The 23422-nt window shown below is 26.6% G+C and carries 13 protein-coding genes; 6 read left to right on the forward strand and 7 right to left on the reverse strand.

Annotated elements, in window-relative coordinates; translation table 11 throughout:
* Positions 1–341: 341 nt before the first annotated feature.
* The 4 genes from PF569_00390 to PF569_00405 all read left to right on the forward strand — a co-directional run bounded on the left by PF569_00390 (position 342) and on the right by PF569_00405 (position 2904).
* Positions 342–713: a hypothetical protein gene (locus PF569_00390; GenBank protein ID MDA3854685.1), complete on the forward strand. Its 372-nt coding sequence runs from the start codon at positions 342–344 to the stop codon at positions 711–713.
* Positions 714–734: 21 nt separating this feature from the next.
* On the forward strand, positions 735–1106 hold the full coding sequence (locus PF569_00395) for a four helix bundle protein (GenBank protein MDA3854686.1): 372 nt from the start codon (positions 735–737) through the stop codon (positions 1104–1106).
* Between the two features lie 1203 nt (positions 1107–2309).
* Entirely contained in the window at positions 2310–2459 is a 150-nt protein-coding gene (locus PF569_00400) for a hypothetical protein (protein MDA3854687.1), read from the forward strand.
* A gap of 1 nt (position 2460) precedes the next feature.
* Complete coding sequence (locus PF569_00405) at positions 2461–2904, forward strand: hypothetical protein (GenBank protein ID MDA3854688.1); 444 nt, start codon at positions 2461–2463, stop codon at positions 2902–2904.
* 622 nt (positions 2905–3526) lie between these two features.
* Here the strand turns inward: PF569_00405 and PF569_00410 are convergent.
* Together PF569_00410 and PF569_00415 are read right to left on the reverse strand one after the other, a co-directional pair.
* A complete protein-coding gene (locus PF569_00410; GenBank protein ID MDA3854689.1) occupies positions 3527–4216 on the reverse strand; it encodes a hypothetical protein in 690 nt (229 codons plus the stop codon).
* A gap of 37 nt (positions 4217–4253) precedes the next feature.
* Positions 4254–4814, reverse strand: a complete 561-nt coding sequence (locus PF569_00415) for a hypothetical protein (protein MDA3854690.1) — start codon at positions 4812–4814, stop codon at positions 4254–4256.
* Between the two features lie 113 nt (positions 4815–4927).
* Between PF569_00415 and PF569_00420 the strand changes: the two genes are divergently transcribed.
* Positions 4928–5992 (forward strand): hypothetical protein, encoded by a 1065-nt coding sequence (locus tag PF569_00420; GenBank protein ID MDA3854691.1) that lies wholly within the window; start codon positions 4928–4930, stop codon positions 5990–5992.
* A gap of 84 nt (positions 5993–6076) precedes the next feature.
* Here the strand turns inward: PF569_00420 and PF569_00425 are convergent, their stop codons facing one another.
* Entirely contained in the window at positions 6077–15160 is a 9084-nt protein-coding gene (locus tag PF569_00425) for a hypothetical protein (GenBank protein MDA3854692.1), read from the reverse strand.
* A gap of 101 nt (positions 15161–15261) precedes the next feature.
* A complete protein-coding gene (locus tag PF569_00430; GenBank protein ID MDA3854693.1) occupies positions 15262–15660 on the reverse strand; it encodes a hypothetical protein in 399 nt (132 codons plus the stop codon).
* Positions 15661–15769: 109 nt separating this feature from the next.
* Between PF569_00430 and PF569_00435 the strand changes: the two genes are divergently transcribed.
* Positions 15770–16411, forward strand: a complete 642-nt coding sequence (locus PF569_00435) for a hypothetical protein (GenBank protein MDA3854694.1) — start codon at positions 15770–15772, stop codon at positions 16409–16411.
* 4 nt (positions 16412–16415) lie between these two features.
* Here the strand turns inward: PF569_00435 and PF569_00440 are convergent, their stop codons facing one another.
* The 3 genes from PF569_00440 to PF569_00450 form a co-directional block, all read right to left on the reverse strand.
* Complete coding sequence (locus PF569_00440; protein MDA3854695.1) at positions 16416–17012, reverse strand: DUF445 family protein; 597 nt, start codon at positions 17010–17012, stop codon at positions 16416–16418.
* Positions 17013–17124: 112 nt separating this feature from the next.
* Positions 17125–20778 (reverse strand): right-handed parallel beta-helix repeat-containing protein, encoded by a 3654-nt coding sequence (locus tag PF569_00445; GenBank protein MDA3854696.1) that lies wholly within the window; start codon positions 20776–20778, stop codon positions 17125–17127.
* 4 nt (positions 20779–20782) lie between these two features.
* Positions 20783–23269 carry a DUF4215 domain-containing protein gene (locus PF569_00450; protein MDA3854697.1) on the reverse strand — a complete coding sequence of 829 codons (2487 nt, stop codon included), beginning with the start codon at positions 23267–23269 and terminating at the stop codon, positions 20783–20785.
* Positions 23270–23422: the final 153 nt, after the last annotated feature.

The following is a 23422-nucleotide window of genomic DNA, read 5'->3' on the forward strand; positions in this document are numbered from 1 at the left end:
AGTATGGGTAGATACTACGATGGAGCAAGTTTGGCTGGAGCTTATAACTCAATAAATGAAGCTCCTGATAATTGTGGACCTGGATTTTGTTCTCCTACTGCTGTTTTCCTTCGTGGTGGTTCTTGGAACAATGGTGCCGATGCTGGTGCGTTTGCTCTGGTCTTGAGCAATGGTCCTTCGCTCTCGTACGCGGGCACTGGGTTTCGTTGCTCGTATGCACCATGAACATTGCACCAATGAGCGGGTAACTTTAGATTTCTAAAATTCTAAATATCTGGAACTCTGGGGGATGGCTAAATGCCATCCCAAACTCTAAAAAACATGTATAACAATAATGAAAAATGAATGTATTTGACCTACCAATATATAGAGAATACTTTGCAACTTTTTTGAAAGTAATTCGAGAACTTGAAGATTTGAAACAGAATAATTCAATCCATAAAAAACTTATTGATAATGCATACGACCATACAATAGAAATCTTTCCAAACTTGAATGCTGGGTATAATTACTGGCCTATGAAGGGGAAGTTGCAAATATACAACAAAGTTAGAATCTCACTTTCTCAACTGCAAATTGAACTATCAATCTTAAAAGATTTGAATATCATCAAAGATGATAATTCAGATACAATTGAAAATAGTATCAAATATATGAATGGATTAATAAGAAAACTTGAACAACCTGATAATAACAATAAAAATTCTAAATAGATTTTTTAAGCATTAAATAAAATGGAAAGTAAGAATTTCAATAAAGATGATGGATTTTTGTTGTATCATGAATTATACAACCTCTATTTGAATCTATATCCTTCACTTGCAAGATTTCCTAAAAGTGAAAAATTCACTTTAAGACATAATATTGATAATACTGCAATTGAAATGCTAATTGCACTTGATAGATTTACAAAGCTAAATCAAAGAGATAAGACTTCACAATTAAGAAAAATTGTGTATCTTTTTGATAAATTCAAACTTCTATTAAGAATCTCAAAAGATTTGCATTTTTTACCATTTAATCAATATACATTATTAATTGAGAAGTCTGAATTAATTGGCAAATTATTAGGTGGATTACTCAAGAAGTATAAATCAAATTTATAAAACAAATACTTTTATTTATTATTGATCAATTTTCATGATATAAAATTTCGGGAAGTTTATTCCCCATAAGTAAAAATTAAATTTTATAATTTATAAGAGTATGGAAATAAAATTCTTTTCTGCTAAAAAATTACTATCAAAAACTACTAATACTTGTCCAATATTTTTGTTAAAATAACTACTCTCTGCTAATAAGTTTTAAGCAAAAATAAAACTAAAGAAAATAAATTCACACTTTTAAAATAAAATAATTAAAAAATACTATAAATGACAACAACTTTTAATCAATTAATAGGATAGAAATGGTTAGTTTTGCTAACAATATTTAGTCACTAACAACAACATAAAATAGTGATAATTGACAGTAATATTTAATCATATAAAACTGTAGTGTTCTAAATAATTCACACTTTTAAAATCTATTGTGATTAAATAATCACACTTTCGAAGTAGAAAAATTTATCCTAAATCTATTAAAAAACAAAAAGAATAATTAAAGGAAATACTAAACAACTAATAAAAGCCCCAAAGTGCCAAGATATCAATAGAAAGAAATAAGATCAAAACTAAAGAGACTTTTTATTCACAGTCACTCGTAAGTATTCGTTCGGTGCAATTTTTACAAGTAAAAATAGTTTTGAGCAGAAAAATATATAAGAAATAAAGATTCGAATAATACAAACTTATTTATACTTATAAATTCTTAAATATTAATATGAAAAAAAATGAGTATAAGGATAAAGCAGATAATAAACATAATAAACTTACAGAAAACACAAATAAGGAATATTTCAATAAAGGAGTTTTATACCTAACTTTAATATTAAGCATTTCTCCATTAATAGAATTTTCAAAGTTTTTTTCTTCATTTCTAAATTCAGTTAATAATATAGGACTCCTAGCACAAACTGAATTTTTTATATTTATCATCAGTTATATCTTAATAATTATTAGTTTAATTTTATTAAATAAAGAAAAAATATAAAAAATATAAAGAAATGAGATATAAAAAAATTGAAGAGTATGTAAAATAATTAAAATTCTTCTTTTTCTTTACTTGCTTAAAACTTGCTAGCAAAACCACTAATTATCCACGCTTCAAAATCTACCAATACAACAACTTCGTATAATATACATTATACGCATACTTCTAATAAGTTAGTTATTAGAAAGACTTATAAAGAATAGACACAATAAAGTACTATGAATAAACATGCGCCACAATATGCAAAAAAACATCCAAAACACATAAGATATGGGATCTATATGCTCTACGCATTAGCAATGATATTTGTAATTCCTATGGCAGTAGGATATTCAATAGTTATGGGCCACCATTTCAAAATTAAGTAAAATGTTAGCAGATTTAAACAAAGATTACTTATCGCGTATGTATGTTCGTCATAAATTCGCCAAGAAGGGTATAATAACTCAAGAAACTGAAAAAAGTCTTGGATTTGAGCTCCTGACAAGTTCACTACAGAAATTGACTATTACAAGCGCTCTAATGACCAATCACAAAACAAGAAAAAAAGGAAACGAATATAATTACAACTTTTGGGAGTTTAAAATGCCTCAAGGCAATTACGAATACTTAATTTGCGTATGCTTCGAAAATTTTGATGGAAATATTAGAGAAAATGGATATTTCGTATTTCCTAGACCAATCCTAGAAAAACTTGGAGAAAAAAATACGATTAGTATTTTTGAATCAGATATCTCAGGAAACTATTCTAGGGAGCCAAAAATAAACAAGCACCAATATTATAAAAATTATAAACAACTTCATGAAAAATGAAACAAAGTAAAATACAAAATAAAATATTTTCAAATATAATTGAAAAATGAAAATATTAAAAATATCTACAATATACCTTCTATTAGGTTTAATCCTTATATTAGGAGTATTTAATACATTTATAACAGCTAATTTAATTCAAAGCGGAATTTTTTTATACTAAATATACCCTTCATCAGAAAAATATTATTTTAAAAGTGTGAATATTTAATCACAATAGTAATTGAAAGTGTGAATCTAGGAGAACATAGTAAAATTTTACTTGACTAAAACTTGCTAGCAAAAATTATAATTTTTAAAACAAGATACTACTTAAAAATAACTAGCAAAACTATAAATTTTCAACAAAATAAAAACTATGAAAATGTTAGAATTGATAATAACTTTTAAGCAACTATTTTGAAAGTGTGAATTTCGAACTATAAAATAAGATAACTAGAAATAATTGTAAATGATAGTAAGTTTTAATCAAATTGGATTCAAAAACTTATAATCAAAAATGATAACTTTCAATCTTTAAAATCAAAAAATGAGCTCTCATACAATCTTTTTTTAACAATTTTTTGTAAGTAATAAGCAGGAAAAGTACAATAAAAAAATATAAATAACTCAAAATAAAAATTCAAAATAAATCCATTTGAGTAGAATTTCTTTTAGTATATTTTCTCTTACCTTCCAAACAAGGAGTAATAGAACACCTAAACATCGAATTATTAACTCTATGGATTGTTTTCTCAAAATCTTTCTCCATCAAAGAATCAGAAATTTGTGATCTAACATTCAAAAAATTCTCAAGAAAAAATTCTTCACCTATACTAAACTCCAAATTATCATCCAAAATAAAATCATATAAATTTTTATAAAACATATCAACATACCATAAAACTTTAGAATCACTATTCAAGCCAATATTTTTATAATGATAATTAATATCTGTAAATTTTTCCAACTTCAAATTTAAACCTAATCTCTGATTAATTCTACCATATCTAACATTAATCGAACTATTCAAACTCTCATCCAAAAACTTCTTTCCTTTAGGTTTATATGGCCACCCATAATTCACAATATCCTCAATTTCTTCAAAACCACTTAAATCATCAATTTCTCTTTTAATTTTTTCAGGAAATAAAATCGAAACTAAATCAAAAATCAATTCAAAATTTTTATTTTTTTTTAAAACAAGTTCAGAATACATCCCATTCTTTTTAAAATCTAAAATATTCTTAAAACCATATTTTTCAGGAAAAACTTTAGTAATACCAACAATAGAACTAATTGGAACTAACCACAAAGGTTTTTCATCCTTCATAAGTTAAAAACTAATTTACATATTTATAAACTTAACTTTAAGAAAGAGAATTATTTTTATTTAATTTAAGTTTCCCTGAAATAGGTTCTAAACTCCACTCAAACTCACAATTTTTTTTCAAACAATCCAATAAACTTCTAAAACTAGAATCTGAAACTTTCTCAGAAATAGAATCAACAATAGGTAATTTCAAACAATCATCACCATAAGATTCTTTCAAACAACTAATCGTATCAATAAATTTCGAATCATAACCTGAAAATTTACTCAAATGATTTTTAGACCCTAAATAATTATTACCAAAAGTATAATAATCGCACAAATAATTTCCACCACCAACATTATCACAATTAAAAGGAATAACAATACATCCTAAAGGTAAGTTTTTCATAATAGGATTAGGAACTCTAAGTAAAGTAATAGTTTCATCATTTTTACTTCCTATTAACACCCTACACCCATATTTATTTTCAAAACTAGAATCAATAGAAAGTCCAATAAATAACCCTTTATCAACATAAAAATCTAAAACACCTTTAGAAATAGAATCACCTCCATATAATTTAAATTCCAAATCAAAAATATTAACTCTACCCATTAGTGCATATGAATTTCTTAACTTATATAAGTATCGTTTTCTTAATTAAAAACCACTAAAGATATTAAAAAATGAAAATAAAAATTTATAAACTAAATTAACAAAAAATATGTATGAATAAAAAAGACCAGTTTCAAAATGGATCCAAAAGAATCAAAATTTCTGATTTAAATGAATACATTAAACAAAACAATAACTGGATTCCAACTGGCGAAACAAATAAAAATATTCAAAATTTAATTGAAAAATATTCTAAGAATAACAACCTAAACATTCTTCTTGATGAAGACAATCAAGAATTTTTAAATGGATACTTAAACTCAAATGAATTAATTTCAGGGAAAAGAATAACAATTCTCCCAGACGGAAAAAAACTTGCAAGAGGAGGATTCTCAATATTTGCAAAAAATCTCAAATTCAACAACAATAAAAAATATGAATGGGACATATCCTATGAAAACATATCAGGAACTAAAACATATCTATACTCTGAAGAAAAAATCGAGCATGAAAAAAAGAAAAAAGCATCAATTGTAAATTCATTCATAAGAGAATATCCAACAATCATAGAAAAATTAGAATTTGACCTAAAAAAGAAAAAAACAATTGAACACATAGCACTCTATACACTGATAAAAACATATATTCGAGTAGGAAATATAGAATACTATAACAATCTCTCCCACAAAGGTCTTACAACTCTCCAAAAAGAAGATATAACTATCCATAACAACCGAGTTGAATTCAAATTCATAGGAAAAGATGGAATTGAGCAAGACATAATAAAAGAATTCCCATCATTCTACACAAAACAACTAAAAGAACTTCTTGACAAAAAAAAGAAAAACGATTTTATATTCACAGATAAAAATGGAACTCCAATACACTCGCAAGCATTCTCTAAAATTTTATTCAAATACACTGGAAAACATTTCTATCCACATATCATTCGTTCATACTATGCAGACTCTCAGTGTAGAAAATTTATCCGAAACCATACTGCTCCAATTCCTAAGAAAAAAGTATTGGACAAATTCAAAGAAATAGGTTTAAATCTAGGTCATAAGAAATTTAATAAAACAAAAAACAACTGGGAAACAGACTACAAAGTAACTATCGATAACTATATCAGACCTGAGTATGTAGAAAAAATGAAAAATTTAATTCAGAAAGAATAAAGTTTGCACAAGAACTATTTTAAAAAAATAGTTTGTTCAAAAATTCAAAGAAATTATCTTCAGAAATGAGTGAGTGAAAATCAACTACTTACTAAATTTCATAAAATACTCAATCTTCAACATAATTAAAAGTATAAATTCTGAAGTAACTCCAATAATCAAACCTATATTTAAAAAATTTAAGAAATATGCGAAAACTGGAACAAAAACACTTATTCCAATAAGTGTATAAAATCTAAATGAAGCTCTTGCAGATTTAACCTTTCCATTATTTTTATAATAATCAAGAGAAAACCCTTGAACTCTTATAGGACTCTTATCAAAGTTCTTAATAATAGCATATCTTAAATAAACAATTAAAATCAAGAAAGATACATTAATTAACATTCCAATCCATAACAATTGCATCCAAACAAAATTAAAAATTCTTTTAGTAAAATTAATAACATTAACAACTCCATCATTATTATAAATCTTAGAACCAAAATTCAATACTCCATCCCATTTTCTCTCAGAAACACAATCCTGTAAAACTAAAGGCTTATCTGTAAAACTATTACAAATATTCACATCACTACACACTCTGAATTGAGAATCATTTGAATCACAAACACTCCAATCAGAACAAACCCAATTCTCAACACATTCTACTAAAACATTATAATTTGAATCATCCACAGTCACAGGAATATATTCTTGCTCATCAACAGGACTATCAGAACCACCTGAAGATGAACCTGAAGAACTATCTGAAGTATCCGAAACATCTTCAGAATCACCACCAGAACTACCAGAAACAATAACCTCATTAATAGCAAAAGCACTAAAACTACTCCTATTAAACTTAAACAAATTATTTACACTATCTTGCTGAGCAGATAAATTATTCCAAGTAGAATTACACGACGCATTAAAATAAACCCAATCTTCACAAACTTGAACATAAAGATTATCTTCATCACTATAAGAAAGACCATTATAAGAAATCTCAACTTGAGCATTAGAAAAAGAATAATTATCATTCTCAACTCCATAAACTACTAAAGAATCTGGATTTGTCAAAATCTTATCAAAACCAATACTCTGATTCAAATTCTCACTAATAACTACCGAGTCTAATTTAACAACTAAAGACTGCTCATAAGATTTAAACAAAATATCATAAGAGAAATTTGATAAAACTGTAGACATATTAGAACCAACTGAAATTGAAATCAAATCATCTTCATAGTAAATTTCAATACTTGTATTTGTATCAGTTATATTCTTATCAACAAGTTCAATCTCAAAACTAATAGGATCTTTAGCCTCAAAAGTAAAACCACCCAAAGATGCAATATTTGAAGAAGTATCATTAACAAAGAATTCTACACTAAAATTACCATTAATTAAAGGAACACTATATTGCTTTTCCTCACAAACATCAAAAACTTGAGATACAGATAAATTTGGCAGAGTAATATTTGTATAACACTTATCAATTTCAATAACATCAAAAGCATCCAAAAATAAAGAAACATTCTCACCAGTTGCAATTCCTTTAGGCTTAACATAAGCTGAATAAATAACAGGTGAAGTTACATCATATCTAACAGTATGAATAAATGTTGAATTTAAATACTCCTTTTTATAAGAAGAATTCTTCAAAGAAAAACCAGCAACATTAACTAAACTTGTAGCATGAGAAAAATTATCTAAAGTTACATTCTCTATCTCTTTAACATATCCTTCAATTGAGAAGGTAATAATATCACCAACATCCATATCTCCCAAATAAAAACTTAAATTCTCAGTATTACTATCATCTCTTAAAATAGTTGAATTAACAAACTGAATCTCTTTTGGTAAATAATCAATCAAACTAACATCATAAGCCTTAGAAGTATAATTTCCAATAACATCAAAATTTGAAACATTAATATCATATCTAATATAATCATAAACCTCGACAAAAGATTTATTTTGAGACATATGAACTTCCAAATTAGGACTATTCACAACAAATGACTCTAACTCAGAAAGATTAAATTTATCTAAAATAGAATTAGAATATTCGAAAACAAAAGTATTTGAAAATAAATCTCCCAAACTCAAATTAGTAACATTCTTCAAATATACAGATAAATTAAGATTTATAAGTGAAGAATAATTAATAAGCATCATACTATAATTCCAATAAAGTGTATCATTATCCAAACTAAATCCAACTCCTGAATAAGAACTATTAAAAGAATATAAACTTAGTTCAGAATTAAGTTTAGTTCTAATCAATGCATCCTTAACAGGAGCATTAGTAAAATTTAACAAAATACTATAATTCAATAATTCCCCAACAATAACATTACTAGGCAAAGATAAAACTAATAATTCAGGTTTAGAAACAGTATTAGAGTAATTAGCCAAAACTTGATACTCTATTGCAAGACTTTGATTAATAGATGAAAAATAAGTAAGATTTCCAAAATTATTAAAAATATCATCTGCAAAAATAAGTTCATCATTAAAATAATCATCAGTAACATTTAATGTTATATTCAAAATAATATTTTCTCCAGCTAAGATTTGACTCAAATTATAAATTAAAGTTTCATTATAAATTCCAGTAATTAATGAAGGGATAATCGATGAAGAAACAAATTCAAAACCCTCAGGAATAATATCTACTAATTCAACATGATAAGCAGTTGAATTTCCAAAATTAGTAATATTTAAGCTATAAATCAACAACTCATTAACAAAAATAAATGGATTAGAATCAATCGAAAATGAAATAAAAGGCTCAACAATATTTGAGAAGATACTATCATTTAAAGAATATACAGTATTAACAGAGGAAAGATATGAGAAATTAACTTTATTCTCCATTAAATCTCCAGCATTCAATGAAGCATTCACATACACAATCAAACTCAATCCATAAATGCCTTGAGATACATTCCCAAAATCAAAAAATAAATCATTACCTATTTGAGAAAAAGAAACACTAACATTGGAAGTAAAATTAAAAAAATTAGTTCCATTAGGAATAGTATTTTTAACTAAAGCACTCTTTACTGGAGCATTCGAAAAATTCAATACAATTTCATACCTTTGAGAATCACCAATACTCAATCCAGATAAATTTTGAGAAAGATACAACTCAGGAGAATTAATATCAAAAGATGACGAAGTGAAATTTTCAACATAAACTCTAGCACTTGAAATATTATAATTACTATATCCTTGAATTTGTGAATCCAAATAAAATAAATCATCTGAGAAAACTAAATCATTAGTTCTATAACTCTGATTAACATTAAAACTTACATTCACCTCTTTTGTCTCATTAATTGAAAAATTTCCTAAATCCAAAACGATATGAGTTAAATTTACTAAAAATGGTAATTTACTAGAAGAATTATAAACAAGACCATTCGTAATTGGAATTTCTAAGAAACTATCATATAACTCTGAATTATAATTATTACCTAATCTAGCATAATTAGTAAAATTTATTCTATAATCAATTAAATCTCCAATATCTTTTGAACCTGAAGACAAAAGTGTATTAGTTATTTTAATATTTGGTTCAACTACAAAAATTGAAGCAGAATCTTGTTTTAATATGCTAGAACCATAAGAATTATAATAAATCAAATCAGCAGAATTAACTGTCGAATTCGAGGATAAAAGTAAAGAAGAACTATTAATATATGCAGTAAAATTAATATAAATTACAGTCTTAGCTGACGATAAATTCCCAAAATTCCATGTAAGCAAATTACCAGTAATATTAAATGCAGAACTATTATAAGAATTAGTCTCATTAACAAAAACTAAATCTGTAGGTAATAAATCTTGAACTAAAACACTATTAGCAGGAGCTCCAGTAAAATTAACAATTAACTCATAAACAAAATTCTCGCCAAGCCTTACTGCATGAGTAGCTCCAATATCAATAGTTCCTTGAGTATCCTTAATAATTGCTCCATCCTTAATCAAACTAGTAGAATTAGTAGCATTAATATATTCTCTTGCTAAACTAGTATTACTCGTAGAATAATAACTAACATTAACCTTATTTGTCAAACTATCATTTGCTAAAATCAAAAATCCTGATCTATAATTATCAGTAATATTTACAGTAATATTAATTTGATAACTATCTAAAACATTTAAATCAGGTAAATTAAAACTAAGTGTCTCATTATAAACTCCAGACAAATTATCAGGCATAGGTGAAGAAGATATAAAATCAACTCCATTTGATAACTCATTTAAAACTAAAGGTAAATAAGCAGTCCCACTTCCAACATTACTAATATCAACAATATATGTCAATAAATCTCCAACCGAAACCGGAGAAAAACCATTATTAACAATTAATAAGTCCGGCTCTAAAACCTCAACAAAACTACTAGAACTAATTCTAAAAACACTCTCATTATTTGAACTATAATTCAAATAAACTATATTATTAAGCATCTCACCATTAGAAATACTATCATTTACAAAAACCAATAAATCTACAATATAAAAGCCTTCAGTTAAATTACCAAAATCAAATTTAAGACTATTTCCTGAACTATCAAAAACATTAGCATGAGATGAACTAGAATTAACAAACTCTAAACCAAAAGGTAAAATATTTTCCAAAACAACAGAATTTGAAGGAGCATAACTCAAATTAAAATTCAAACTATAATTAAAAAAATCCCCTACAGTAACATTCAATACAGATGAACTTGAATTAATCAAAGGACTCTTTACTATTATATCCAATGAACTTGAATTCAAATTATACACTCTAGCTAAACTCTCATTCAAGAAACTATAACCCTCAACAAGAATATTATTTGTAAATAAATCTTCTGCTAAAACCAAATCTGTACCAATATAAGTCGAATTCAATTCATAAGTTAAATTAATCTCTAAATTATTATCAACAGCTAAATCACCTAGATTCCAAATCAAATGAGTTGAATTCACAAAATCAGGCAATAAAGTAGATGAATTAAATAAAAAACCATTCGGAATCAAATCAATCAAAGTAATATTATATAATTCCGAATTATAAATATTACCAGAACGAGCAGGATTAGAGATATTCAAATTATAATTAATCAAATCACCAACCTCAATAATTGAATTTACAGTAACATTTCTTTTCTTAACAACTAAAATATCATCCAAAGCGCAGTCATTATAATAATTTTCATTTGTACCTACAGTAAATTTAAACTTCAAGGTAACTTCTTGACCTGAATAAGAACTAATATCAACCAATTCATCCTCATACCATAAATCACCTTGATCACCACTCAAATTCCAGACTAAATTATCAACTCCATTATTAACATACAACTCTAAAGTTCCACCACTACTTGAACCTGAAAAATACATATGATAATCAAAACGAATTTGAGCAATAACACTTTCAGTCAAATTAACTGCCTTCTCTAAAATAAATACATCACCATTAAGTACAGGATCCGAAGTCTCAGTATATATATAATTAGATCCATCACTTGCACTAGAAGGACCAGTTGTCGAAGATGGAGTTCCTGATGCATCAATTGTCCAATCCCTATCATCTAAAGCAGACTGACTCCATCCTCCTAAATCCACTTCAAAACTATCAGAATAATTAATATTTTCAAGATAAATATGATATTGTGGAGTACCAGAAATATTAATCAACATATTACTAATTACTGGATTTGGCTCAACAACATATACTGTTGCAGAATCTTGCCTTAGAATACTAGAACCATAAGAATTTGAATAAGTAAGATTCGCAGTATTAACAAAAGTATTACTTGAAAAATAACTAGAAGACTCATTAACAAAAACTGTCAAATTAATTGTAATTAAAGGATCACTTCCATTCAAATTTCCAAAATTCCAAGTAAGCAAACTACCATTAATATTCAATGCAGAACTGTTATAAGAATTAGTCTCATTAACAAACACTATTCCTGCAGGCAATAAATCTTCTACTAAAACAGTATTAGCGGGAGCTCCAGTAAAATTAACTAAAATATTATAATTAAAATTCTCCGAAACACGAATAGCAGAAGTAGAATTCAAATTAATAATTCCACTAGTATCCTTAGCAATCGCTCCATCCTTAATCAAACTAGTTGAATTAGTATAATTAAAATAACCTCTCGACAAATTAATATTACTTGTAGAAAAATAACTAACATTAACCTTGTTGGTAAAACTATCATTTGAAAGAACCCCTAATCCTGAATGATACTTATCTGTAATATTCACAGTAATATTAATCTGATAGATATCCAAAACATCTAAATCAGGTAAATTAAAACTTAAAGTCTCATTATAAACTCCAGATAAATTATCAGGAGAGAAAGGCAAAGAAGAAACAAACTCAACACCATCTTCCAACTCATTTAAAACCAAAGGAGAATAAGCAGTCCCATTACCAACATTACTAACATCAACAATATATGTTAATAAATCACCAACTGAAACTGGAGAAAAAGCATTATTAGTAATCAATAAATCTGGCTCTAAAACCGACACTAAATCTTGAGTATTAAGAAGATAAACATAAGCCGTAGAATTTTGATAATAAAATGAAAGATTATTTGTTAAAATATCACCATCATTGATAGAATTATTTGCAAAATAAGTTACATTCAAAAAATAAACTCCCAAACTAACATTAGAAAAATCAAACTCAACAACATCTCCCGTTTGATTAATAATAGAAGGAATACTCGAACTATAATTTACATACTCAGAACCAAAAGGTAAATAATTATACAATCTAACATTATTTGCTCCAGCATTAGAAAAATTCATTATAATCTGAGCTTCAAAATAATCTCCAATTGAGACAGTTGAAACATTATTATCTAATACAATTCCAGCATTCTTAACCATCACATTAGTCTGATTAAACAAATCATATTCTCTAGCAATAGTTGTATTTAAATTTGAATATGCAAATAGTTCAACCTCTGAAGCTAATAAATCTCTAATTAAAACATCTTCAAGACTAGGGTAAGTAACATTTACTCTTCCAACAATTCCAATACTCAAAGAAGAACTAAGATTAGTAAAATAAAAGGTAATATTAGACGAATTAACACTTGAAGGGGCTGGATTAGAAGAAATAAAATCTATACCTTCTGGAAGTAAATCTGATAATTGCAAATTATAAACCTCAGTTCCTAAATTAGTAATATTAATACTATAAAATATATCTTCGCCAACTGCTACTTCAGATACATTAGCAAAATAAGACATAGACAAGATTGGCTCAGTCACATTAATTTTATTAAACAAATAAGAATCAGTATGAAATCCTCCTAAAATATTTTCATAATCATAAATTAACATATTCTCATCAATCTGAGATAATAAATTTAAAGATAAATTATCTAGAAGATAACCTTTTATACTAAAAGCAAAAGTTGTATCAATAGATATATTACCTAAGTCCCAACTTATTTCATTCCCATTAATTGATGGAAAAACTGAAGCATTATTACTCGAATCAGCATAAATTAAATTATCTGGTAAAACATTTTTCAGAACTGAATTATAAGTTTCATATCCTAAAGTCAGATTAAAAAAGTATTCTACTTCATCACCAAAATTTAAAAAATACCTATCCTGAGTTCCAACAAATCCAACAATCGGATCACTGCCAGCTACAACCTCTGCCCCATCATCGATACCATCCAAATCAGTATCTATAATAAAAGGAGATGAATGATAAACAAACAACTCATCATAATCAGACAAATTATCAACATCAGTATCATTATTCAAAGGGTCTGTGAAAGTAGTAAATAATTCCTGATAATCTGAAATCAAATCATAATCACTATCAAAATAACTTGCATTTGTAAAATATGTAATAACCTCATTATAATCTGAGAGATTATCACTATCAGTATCATTCAAAAAAGGACTAGTAGAATAAATTATTAACTCACTATAATCAGACAAATTATCACTATCAGAATCATTATTCAAAGGATTAGTAAAATAGGTAAACATCTCATCATAATCAGACAAATTATCAACATCAGTATCGTTATTCAAAGGATTAGTAAAATAAGTAAATAACTCATCATAATCTGAAAGATTATCACTATCAGTATCAAAATAACTTGCATTCGTGAAATAAGTAATAACTTCATCATAATCTGAAAGATTATCACTATCAGTATCATTCAAAAAAGGACTAGTTAAATAAATTATCACTTCACTATAATCAGATAAACTATCATTCTCAGTATCAATCAAGAATGGATTAGTAGAATAAACAAACAACTCATCATAATCAGATAAATTATCACTATCAGTATCATTATTCAAAGGGTCTGTGAAAGTAGTAAATAATTCATGATAATCTGAAATCAAATCATAATCACTATCAAAATAACTTGCATTTGTAAAATATGTAATAACCTCATTATAATCAGACAAATTATCACTATCAGAATCAGAAGCATTTCCACTACTAAAATAAAGAGTCGCTTCATCAAAATCAGATAAATTATCGCTATCAGTATCATTCAAGAAAGGACTAGTGAAATAAACAATTAATTCATCATAATCAGATAAATTATCATAATCAGTATCAAAATAACTAACATTAGTCAAATAAACAAATAACTCATCATAATCAGACAAACTATCACTATCGGTATCAGAATCTGTAGCATTTGTAAAATAAGTAAACAATTCATGATAATCTGAAATCAAATCATAATCAGTATCAAAATAACTAGCATTAGTAAAATAAGTAATAACCTCATCATAATCAGACAAATTATCAACATCAGTATCATTAGTCAAAGGATTTGTGAAATAAACATTTATTTCTTCATCATTTGTAAGGGAATCCAAATCTAAATCTTCAAAAGGATCATCTATTCCATTTAGTGACTCATTTGAAATAGTTATAATTGAATCTGAATTATCTAAAGTAGGATTAAATCCTAACAAATACTCCCATAAATTAATTAAACCATCTGTATCTAAATCTAAACTCGCATCTAAAGCAGAAGTATTATCTAATCCATAAAGTATCTCCCATGAATCATCCATTGAATCATTATCAAAATCTATAGCATAAATGCTCGAAGAAAATAGTAAAAAAAATAGTAAAAATAACTTAGAAATAAAAACATTACGAAACTTCATCTTTAATATATAAAATAATTATTATATTAGTATATTAAATCTTTGTTACCCCTACCAATAAAGAGCTTAATAATTAATTAATTAATATTGAAAAATAACAATTATTTATTAATATATAAAATATCTTTATCACCATTATTATCTATTGTAGATACAATATTCTCTAAAACTTCATTTATCTTTCCTAAAGCAATATCAATATTTTCTTCCTTAGATATAATTGGCACAAATTTCTTTCTCATTTTTACAATATTAGGTCCAAAAACAAAATTAATTAATATTTTAGCATCACTTAAAAAATCCGAAACTGCTTTTGCTTTTTCAGGATCAGCATGACCTCTTTCATCAGGAGTTGAATTATTTATTTCTTTTAAAAAAATTATTTCGCCAGAATCTAAATTCAAAGTATAAAATAAATATTTCTTAGCAGAACCAAAATGTTCTCTTGAAAAATTAACACCATCATCACTAGCACATACAAGTTTTATTAATTTACCCATTTTAATAAATTAATTCTCAAGATATTTATAACATTTATGTTAAATAAGGATATATGAATAAATAAACAAAAGATTTTATAAATTGAAAATAATTACTACTATATAGTAAATGAAGACCAATCTTAAAACAATTGACTCAACTTTAAACTCAGATAAAGATATATTTATAACTTTAGATTCTTCAATGATATCATCATTAAACTTTATATCAATTTGGCAAAATTATTATGATAGAAACAACCAAGGAAATGAACAGGATACTCATTCAAGATTCATTGATTCAATACTAGATTCATTCTCATTAAAAGAATATATGCTCACAATTGAAAATCCTTCAATTCCTTCCTGGCTATATTACGAACCAGAGAATACCAAAATGTATCACTTTCAATTTCTAATAGAAGAATCGGAAGAACAATTTAAATTTGTATTAAGTGAGGGTTACAAAAATCAACCAAAACCACATCCCGAAAAACTAATTAAAGATACTCTTCGCGACTATATTGGACAATTTTTAAATTTCTTCAATGAAATAACTAAACCTAATGTATCTGAAAGAAAATTAGAACAATTACTTGAATTAGACTTTGAAACAAATATCAAAGAAGTGAAAAAAAGATTTATGAAATCAGGACTTCCACTATTACCAATATTTTCATATATTAATCGAAATCCTGAAAATACATTAATACTAAAAGATGCAAAAACCGTAGATGATGTACAATACGGATTTACAACATTAAAATATTAGTATTTTAACCCAAAAAAACAAATAAACCAACTTGAGTTAATCCAATAATTAATCCAATTAAGCCACCTAAATACTCAATATGTTTCAATTCTTTAGAAGCTATTTTGTAAATAATTGTCTCCATTTCATTAGTATCATAATTCTCAATTTTTTCTTTTACAATATTCTTAATATCTAAATTTTCAAATGCATGATCTGCAAGCTCTTTAGATAATTTCTCAATAATAGAATCTATCTCTTCATCAAGTATTTTATTAATAAGTGGCTCAGCTATAGACTTAAACATTAAAGGAATTTTTTGGACAATTCTATCTTTAACAATAGGTAAAACCCTATTCTTAATTTTCTCCTTATTCTTAGGATTTGAAAATATCTGTTCTATATCTTTATGATCTAATAAATATTCTTCAACAATCTCAGCAATTTTTACTGCTAGAACTTTCTTTCTTTTAGGAATAACACCTTGAATCCTAAAACCGAAAAAATTAATTCTTTTATTTGGTCTAAATAAAGATTTTATTGCAACGAAATTAGTTAGCCAACCAATTAATGCCGAAATCAGTGGAATTATAATTATTATCAATACTTTTGAAGTTTCCATAATAGAATAGAATGATATTCATTTAAAAAACTATTTTTAATTTTTTAATTTAAAATTGTACCGAACGAATCAAATCAAGTGACTGTATTTTTGTAAATTTAGAATAAAATAATTATTGGATTCTTTCAATATCTAAATTTAATGAATCAAATACCACCTCTAATGTTGATTTAAAATCATAAGGAACTAAATCTTCTTGTACAACTAATTCTTCACTCCAATCAATATCTTCCTTAAATTGATTAAATATTAAATAAATATTTGGTTCAAAATCATAATCACTGGGCATTATTTCTTCTTCAATAACTACTTCCTCACTCCAATCAATATCACTTTTTAATTGTGTAAAGATTAAAGAAACTCTTGGTTTGAAATTATATTCTTCAATGTCAAAATCTATTTCAAAAAAATCAAAAATAGTATCAATATAAGGTATAAAATCAAATAAACTAGTTTCATTTTCAACTAAAGGTATTGTAATATTTAGTTCAAGAAATTCGGATTCATTAATTAAATCTTGAGTTAAAGTTTCATTTTCTTTATTTAGTAGAGTAATATTTATTCCACTTAAATTTATTTTTTGAAAATTACTCATATTAATTAAATCTTCAGTTAAAGTATTGTTTAGTATTGGATTTGTAATATTTATCGAAGTTGTATTAATTACTTCGATTACTTCTTCAATATCATTTGAAGCAGAACTACCTCCTCCACCACCAGAAGATTGAGTATAACAAGAACTAGAATCAATAACTCCCGCATTACAAGATAGACTTCCAGAGTTATGACCATAATTTGAACATGTTAGTCCTCCAAAATTATTAGTATCACAACTTTCTACTCCATTAATAATACTATCACCATAACCAATCACATTAACCCACATTGTAGCAGTATAAGTATTTCCACCAATACATAATGCTCCAGACTTACAACCAATCATTGATGCATTTATTGTATAATTTCCAAAACTAGTATAATTATGTGAATATTGTGAACCATTAGTTTGAGCTGAAATATTATAAGTATTCAAACTATCACCCCAAGAAATATTTAAATCAGAAGTTGAAACAATATTTTTAATAAATAATTCTAAAACTGAATTCTCTCCAAAAGTAATTGTTTGATTATTGAATATATTAAATTCATCTTCAATTAATGTAATATTAAATGAAAATACATTTGAAAAATCATCATCATCTTTAACTGTAAAATTAATTGTATAATTCCCATCATTTGAATAATTATGATAAATGCTATGTAATCTAGAATAAGTATTTATAATTGAAGAAGATGAATTATCTCCCCAATTAACACTGATATTGAATGGATCAAACATACCATCATCATCAAATGATAATTGAAACATATATTCTACTCCTTGATTAATTCCAGATACTTGATCTAAATTATATGGAATAACATTACTTACATTTACTTGAACTATTTTAATTACACTCTCTTCAGAATCAGTTAAATTAAAACTAATATTATAACTTCCATCCTTAATTATTTTACAACTTCTATCATGAGGTGAAGAAATTGTCGGATCATTATAAATAGTACCTGGACAGATCATATTTAGATTAGGAGTACCAGTAAAATTTGCATAAGTAATCCTAAATTGAACAATATCTCCTTCATTAAAATTAGGACCATTTAATATTTCTACATTAATAGTTTTATTTAAACTTACAGGATCACTTTGATTATTAGTTAAAGGTAAATAATCATATACAGTTCCAATTCCTGCTATAAGTTGATAAGAAGTCTCTCCAATTCCATCTCCATCTAAATCTTGACCAGAATAATCATCATAATAATTACCTCCAATATTTGCACCACCAATAATATTTGTTCCAAAGGTTTTTGAAGAATTGAAAAGATTATTATAGACATTTGTCATATTTATATGATAATTTACATTATTCGAGAAATAATTATTATATAATTTATTATTTAATTCAATATGTCCTAAAAAATAAACTCCATTTTGATTATTTGAAATATTACAATCTCTAATTATCATATCATTTGCTCCTTGAAATACTATTCCTGTATCCAAAGAAGAAATTGAAACATTTATTACTTCAACATTTTGTCCACCGTAAAGATATAAACCATCCTCTGATGAACTTAATTGAGTATTTTGAATTATTGTACCATCATTATTTGAAATTCTTAAAGCAGTTTGAGTAATTGTATTTATAATTGAATTATTAATCGTTCCTGATATACCAAAGTCTAAACCACGATTTGAATTTGTAATAGTAATATTTTCAATTAACATATTTTGTCCTCCAGTTTGTATAGCCTCTCCAAAATTAGTTCCATCGGCTGCTGATTGAATATTAGTAAAAGTTGAATCTTTAATTGTAGAATCATCTGAATCTAATTTAATCCCACCATAATAATTTATCACATTACAATTCTTAATAGTAATATTTGAAAACATACTAGATGCAACAATCCCGAAATAAGAGCTATTACCATCCAAAATAGAACCATTACAATCAAAAGTAATATCACTAGCATTTAATATGAAAACTCCTTCATTACCTGGCATCATATATTCATAATCATCTTCTAAAATATATGTTCCAGTACATAGAGTAGTTGATTCTGTTATGAATATATCACCAGTATTTGTAGGAGTTAAACAAGAACTTGCAGGAGCAACACTTTGATTATTTGTTAAAGGTAAGTAATCATATACTCCGCTTCCAAGAGAATAACTACTATTTCCTATACCCTCCCCAGTTATATCTAATCCTGTATAATTGTCATAATAATTTCCTCCAATATGAGTTCCACCTATAATATTTGTGCCTAAAGTTTTAGTTATATTGAAAAAATTATTAGTTTGAGAATTGATAAAAGCATGAGCTTCACCATTATTTGAAAAATAATTATTATAAATTGTATTATTACTAACTGTTGGATTAAACTTAATTCCATATTCTACACAATTAGAAAGATTTGAATTTCTTATTATATTATGACTTTCCCAAATATTAATACCATGATATCCAGATGAAACAATATCAATATCATCTATTATTGTATATGCTCCTCCAAGCTCAATAGCATGAGATCCAGTTTGATCAAATGTTATACTCCTTAAAGTATTATAATTTCCAGATTCAATCATAAAACCTTGTGAACCACTTTGATTAATTAAAATATCTTCAAAATTATTATTATTTGAGTCAAGCAACCAAAATCCATAATTTACTTGATTTAAATCTACATTAATAAAAGAATTATTATTTGAATACTCTAATCTATATAAACCAAAATCTCCCATAAGACCAACTGATGTTATATCAGTAAATGAATTATTATCTCCAACTAAAAAAATATCATTATCTGAATTTGATAAAAAATTAATATTTTCGATAATATTATTTGAACTTGATTCAAATTTTAGTCCAATATAAAAATTATTAATATTACAATTTCTAAGCATGATATCATCTCCAGTAAATCTGAATGCAACTCCTTTATTTGAACCTGATTGATTTCCAAAAATATTAGAGTTATTACAATCAAGAATATAATTATTACCTTGAAGATGAAAGACACCATCAGGAGTTCCTAAATCATCAAAATAATAATCTCCTTGACACATAGTCAAATTAGTTCCTGAATTTTCATCTAAATAAATATTTTCATCTCCACCCACTGGAGTAAAACATGCAAAAGTAAAATTTATAGCAATTAAACCCAAAAATACGAAAATTAAAATATTAAATATTTTTCTCATCTTTTTAATTAACTGATTCAGGAATTTTATTTACTTGACTTATAGTTGTTGAAATTAATTCTTCTTCATATAATTTCATACCATCATCATTATTAATTTCTACACACGATTGACTTCCAAACAAACCATTAGTACTATATCCTTCAGTACATTCACGACATTTCATTGTACCAGTTAAATTTGTATAGGTATCAATTTCACATAAATTACAAATTTCCATTCCTGCTTCATTATTATAACTACCAATTGGACAAGACTTACAACTATCTCGTCCTTTTTCGTTGTGTTCTAAGGGTTGATAAGAACCTCTTGGACAATCGAAACAATTTGTACCATCACCATATTCTCCAATAGGACAACCAACATCAATACCTAAGTCACCTCTACCTTCACAATTAGGAACATTATACAAATCTCCTTGATATCCAGCTACACACAGACCAATGTCAACTCCATTTGTACAAGTCATATCGCCAGATCCAGGATGTGCGTAAAGACAAGAAGTCCCTGTCCACTCATCTTCTTGTACATAATGTTCATTATAGATACTGTTAGGATCTTCACTAGAATAAGTAGATCCACCATCACAATCTGAACTGTCAAAGTAATCTCCTTGATATGCAATAATACAAGTTTCAACATCAATACCTGTTTCACAAACTAATCCTCTAATTGGATGAACATACTCACATGAGTCTGGTTGAGGAATATTTTCTTCTATAATTTCACAACTATTACTACACATATCATTATTATTAGAATTACCATCATCACATTCTTCATTAGGTGTCAAAAATCCATCACCACAAAGTATCTCTATTTCACATGCACCATTTCTACATTTATAATCATCATCGCAAGAGATACCACACATACCACAATTGCTTTCATCATTCATTATATCTATAGTTTTTCCAGAACACTCAACAAGTGCTGCATTAGCAGGATAGAGAGGATCACAATTATTTGAATTAGCAAAGTAATCTCCTTGATATGCAATAATACAAGTTTCAACATCAATACCTCCTATACACATTAAATCACCCATTCCACCACCAGCTTGATATTCACATGATTCCTCAACTAAATTTCTGTTTTTAAACTTACAATCATTTGTACACGCATCTTCATTAACATTATTTCCATCATCACATTCTTCATAAGATATGGAAATAATACCATCTCCACAAACTGAAGTAGGTTTACAAATACCTTCCATACACATTTCGTTATTTTCACAAGAAACACCACATATCCCGCAATTAGCTTCATTACTATCTAAGAAAACATTCTTTCCTGAACATTGAGTAAATACATTATTTACACATACACCATCGCTACATTTATAATCTTCATCACAAGAAGTACCACAAATACCACAATTATCATTATCAGTATTTACATCAACTATTTTACCTGAACATTGAACGAGATTTTCATATACACATTCACCAGCAATACACTCTTGGTCATCATCACAAGAAACACCACACATACCACAATTATCTCTTTCGATCATTAAGTCTACTATTAAATTACCGCATTGTGCTAAACTAGAAGTTGGATCATTTTCTTGACATTCACCTGAGTTTTCGATTTCAATATTAAACTGATTTGCAAAACATCCATTTGGATAAGTTATACCATCAACCCCACAAACAGGTTCATGAATTTCAGAACATTCAACAGTTTCATTAAATACTTCATCGTCTCCAAATAATCCACTAACCCAATCTCCCATACTCTCGAAGATACCTCTGTTGTCAAGTTTACTCATTTTAATTTTACCTGATACTATGTTGTCAAAAAATGTTTCTCCTAGGTTCCCTCCTTTTGCAAATATATCTTGAACAGTTTCTTGTTCTACTTCAAATAAAAGATAAGCATCTGAATCTTCTTCTTCAACTACATTTCCTTCTTTTAGATTAATGGACATATATTGAATTGATGAATCATTTCTAATCCCTTCTATATTAATAATATAATTTTCTTTTAATAAATTTAAGAAATCTTGATATGGGTCAGTTTCACCAGCTTCATTATTTTGACAACTAACAGGACAAGTTCCACCACAATCAAGTCCAGTCTCATCTCCATTCTTAACTCCATCTGCGCAACTTGCAGATTGACAAACTCTATTAGAGCAAACATCAGATACACAATCAGAATCAATATTACATGAATATCCATTATTACTACAAGCACTTAGACAATCTCCTCCACAATCAATCCCTGTTTCTCTACCATCCAAAACACCATTAAAACAAGTAAATAATTGCTCATTAATACAATCATCGCCAAAAAAAAAAGCTCCATCCAAAGAATCACAAGTTAATTTTGATATATCATTATGACAATCTGCTGTTTGCTCCATCATATCAAAATATCTACAAGAACCTACATCTGAGAATTCAAAATCTGCAGAAAAACCTGTTTGAAACAGTCCTAAAAAAATTATAATTACTAATAATATTTTATTTTTTTTATCCATCTTTATTTTAAATATATTTTTTCTTTAATTTTATAGGGTTGAGTTAAAAAGTCCGTGATAGAATTTTGATTTGTTGTATTTTTAAGAATTAAAAACAATTTTAAAGTAAAAAATATTGGTATTTTTACCCCTAAAAAACCAATAAAAATGATA

The organism is Candidatus Woesearchaeota archaeon (assembly GCA_027858315.1).
Classification (GTDB): domain Archaea; phylum Nanobdellota; class Nanobdellia; order Woesearchaeales; family UBA583; genus UBA583.

What these genes read in the sequence shown, in the direction of transcription:
- PF569_00390 (MDA3854685.1), top strand. Translation starts at nt 342, where the DNA reads ATGAATGTATTTGACCTACCAATATATAGAGAATACTTTGCAACTTTT.
- PF569_00395 (MDA3854686.1), top strand. Translation starts at nt 735, where the DNA reads ATGGAAAGTAAGAATTTCAATAAAGATGATGGATTTTTGTTGTATCAT.
- PF569_00400 (MDA3854687.1), top strand. Translation starts at nt 2,310, where the DNA reads ATGAATAAACATGCGCCACAATATGCAAAAAAACATCCAAAACACATA.
- PF569_00405 (MDA3854688.1), top strand. Translation starts at nt 2,461, where the DNA reads ATGTTAGCAGATTTAAACAAAGATTACTTATCGCGTATGTATGTTCGT.
- PF569_00410 (MDA3854689.1), bottom strand. Translation starts at nt 4,216, where the DNA reads ATGAAGGATGAAAAACCTTTGTGGTTAGTTCCAATTAGTTCTATTGTT.
- PF569_00415 (MDA3854690.1), bottom strand. Translation starts at nt 4,814, where the DNA reads ATGGGTAGAGTTAATATTTTTGATTTGGAATTTAAATTATATGGAGGT.
- PF569_00420 (MDA3854691.1), top strand. Translation starts at nt 4,928, where the DNA reads ATGAATAAAAAAGACCAGTTTCAAAATGGATCCAAAAGAATCAAAATT.
- PF569_00425 (MDA3854692.1), bottom strand. Translation starts at nt 15,160, where the DNA reads ATGAAGTTTCGTAATGTTTTTATTTCTAAGTTATTTTTACTATTTTTT.
- PF569_00430 (MDA3854693.1), bottom strand. Translation starts at nt 15,660, where the DNA reads ATGGGTAAATTAATAAAACTTGTATGTGCTAGTGATGATGGTGTTAAT.
- PF569_00435 (MDA3854694.1), top strand. Translation starts at nt 15,770, where the DNA reads ATGAAGACCAATCTTAAAACAATTGACTCAACTTTAAACTCAGATAAA.
- PF569_00440 (MDA3854695.1), bottom strand. Translation starts at nt 17,012, where the DNA reads ATGGAAACTTCAAAAGTATTGATAATAATTATAATTCCACTGATTTCG.
- PF569_00445 (MDA3854696.1), bottom strand. Translation starts at nt 20,778, where the DNA reads ATGAGAAAAATATTTAATATTTTAATTTTCGTATTTTTGGGTTTAATT.
- PF569_00450 (MDA3854697.1), bottom strand. Translation starts at nt 23,269, where the DNA reads ATGGATAAAAAAAATAAAATATTATTAGTAATTATAATTTTTTTAGGA.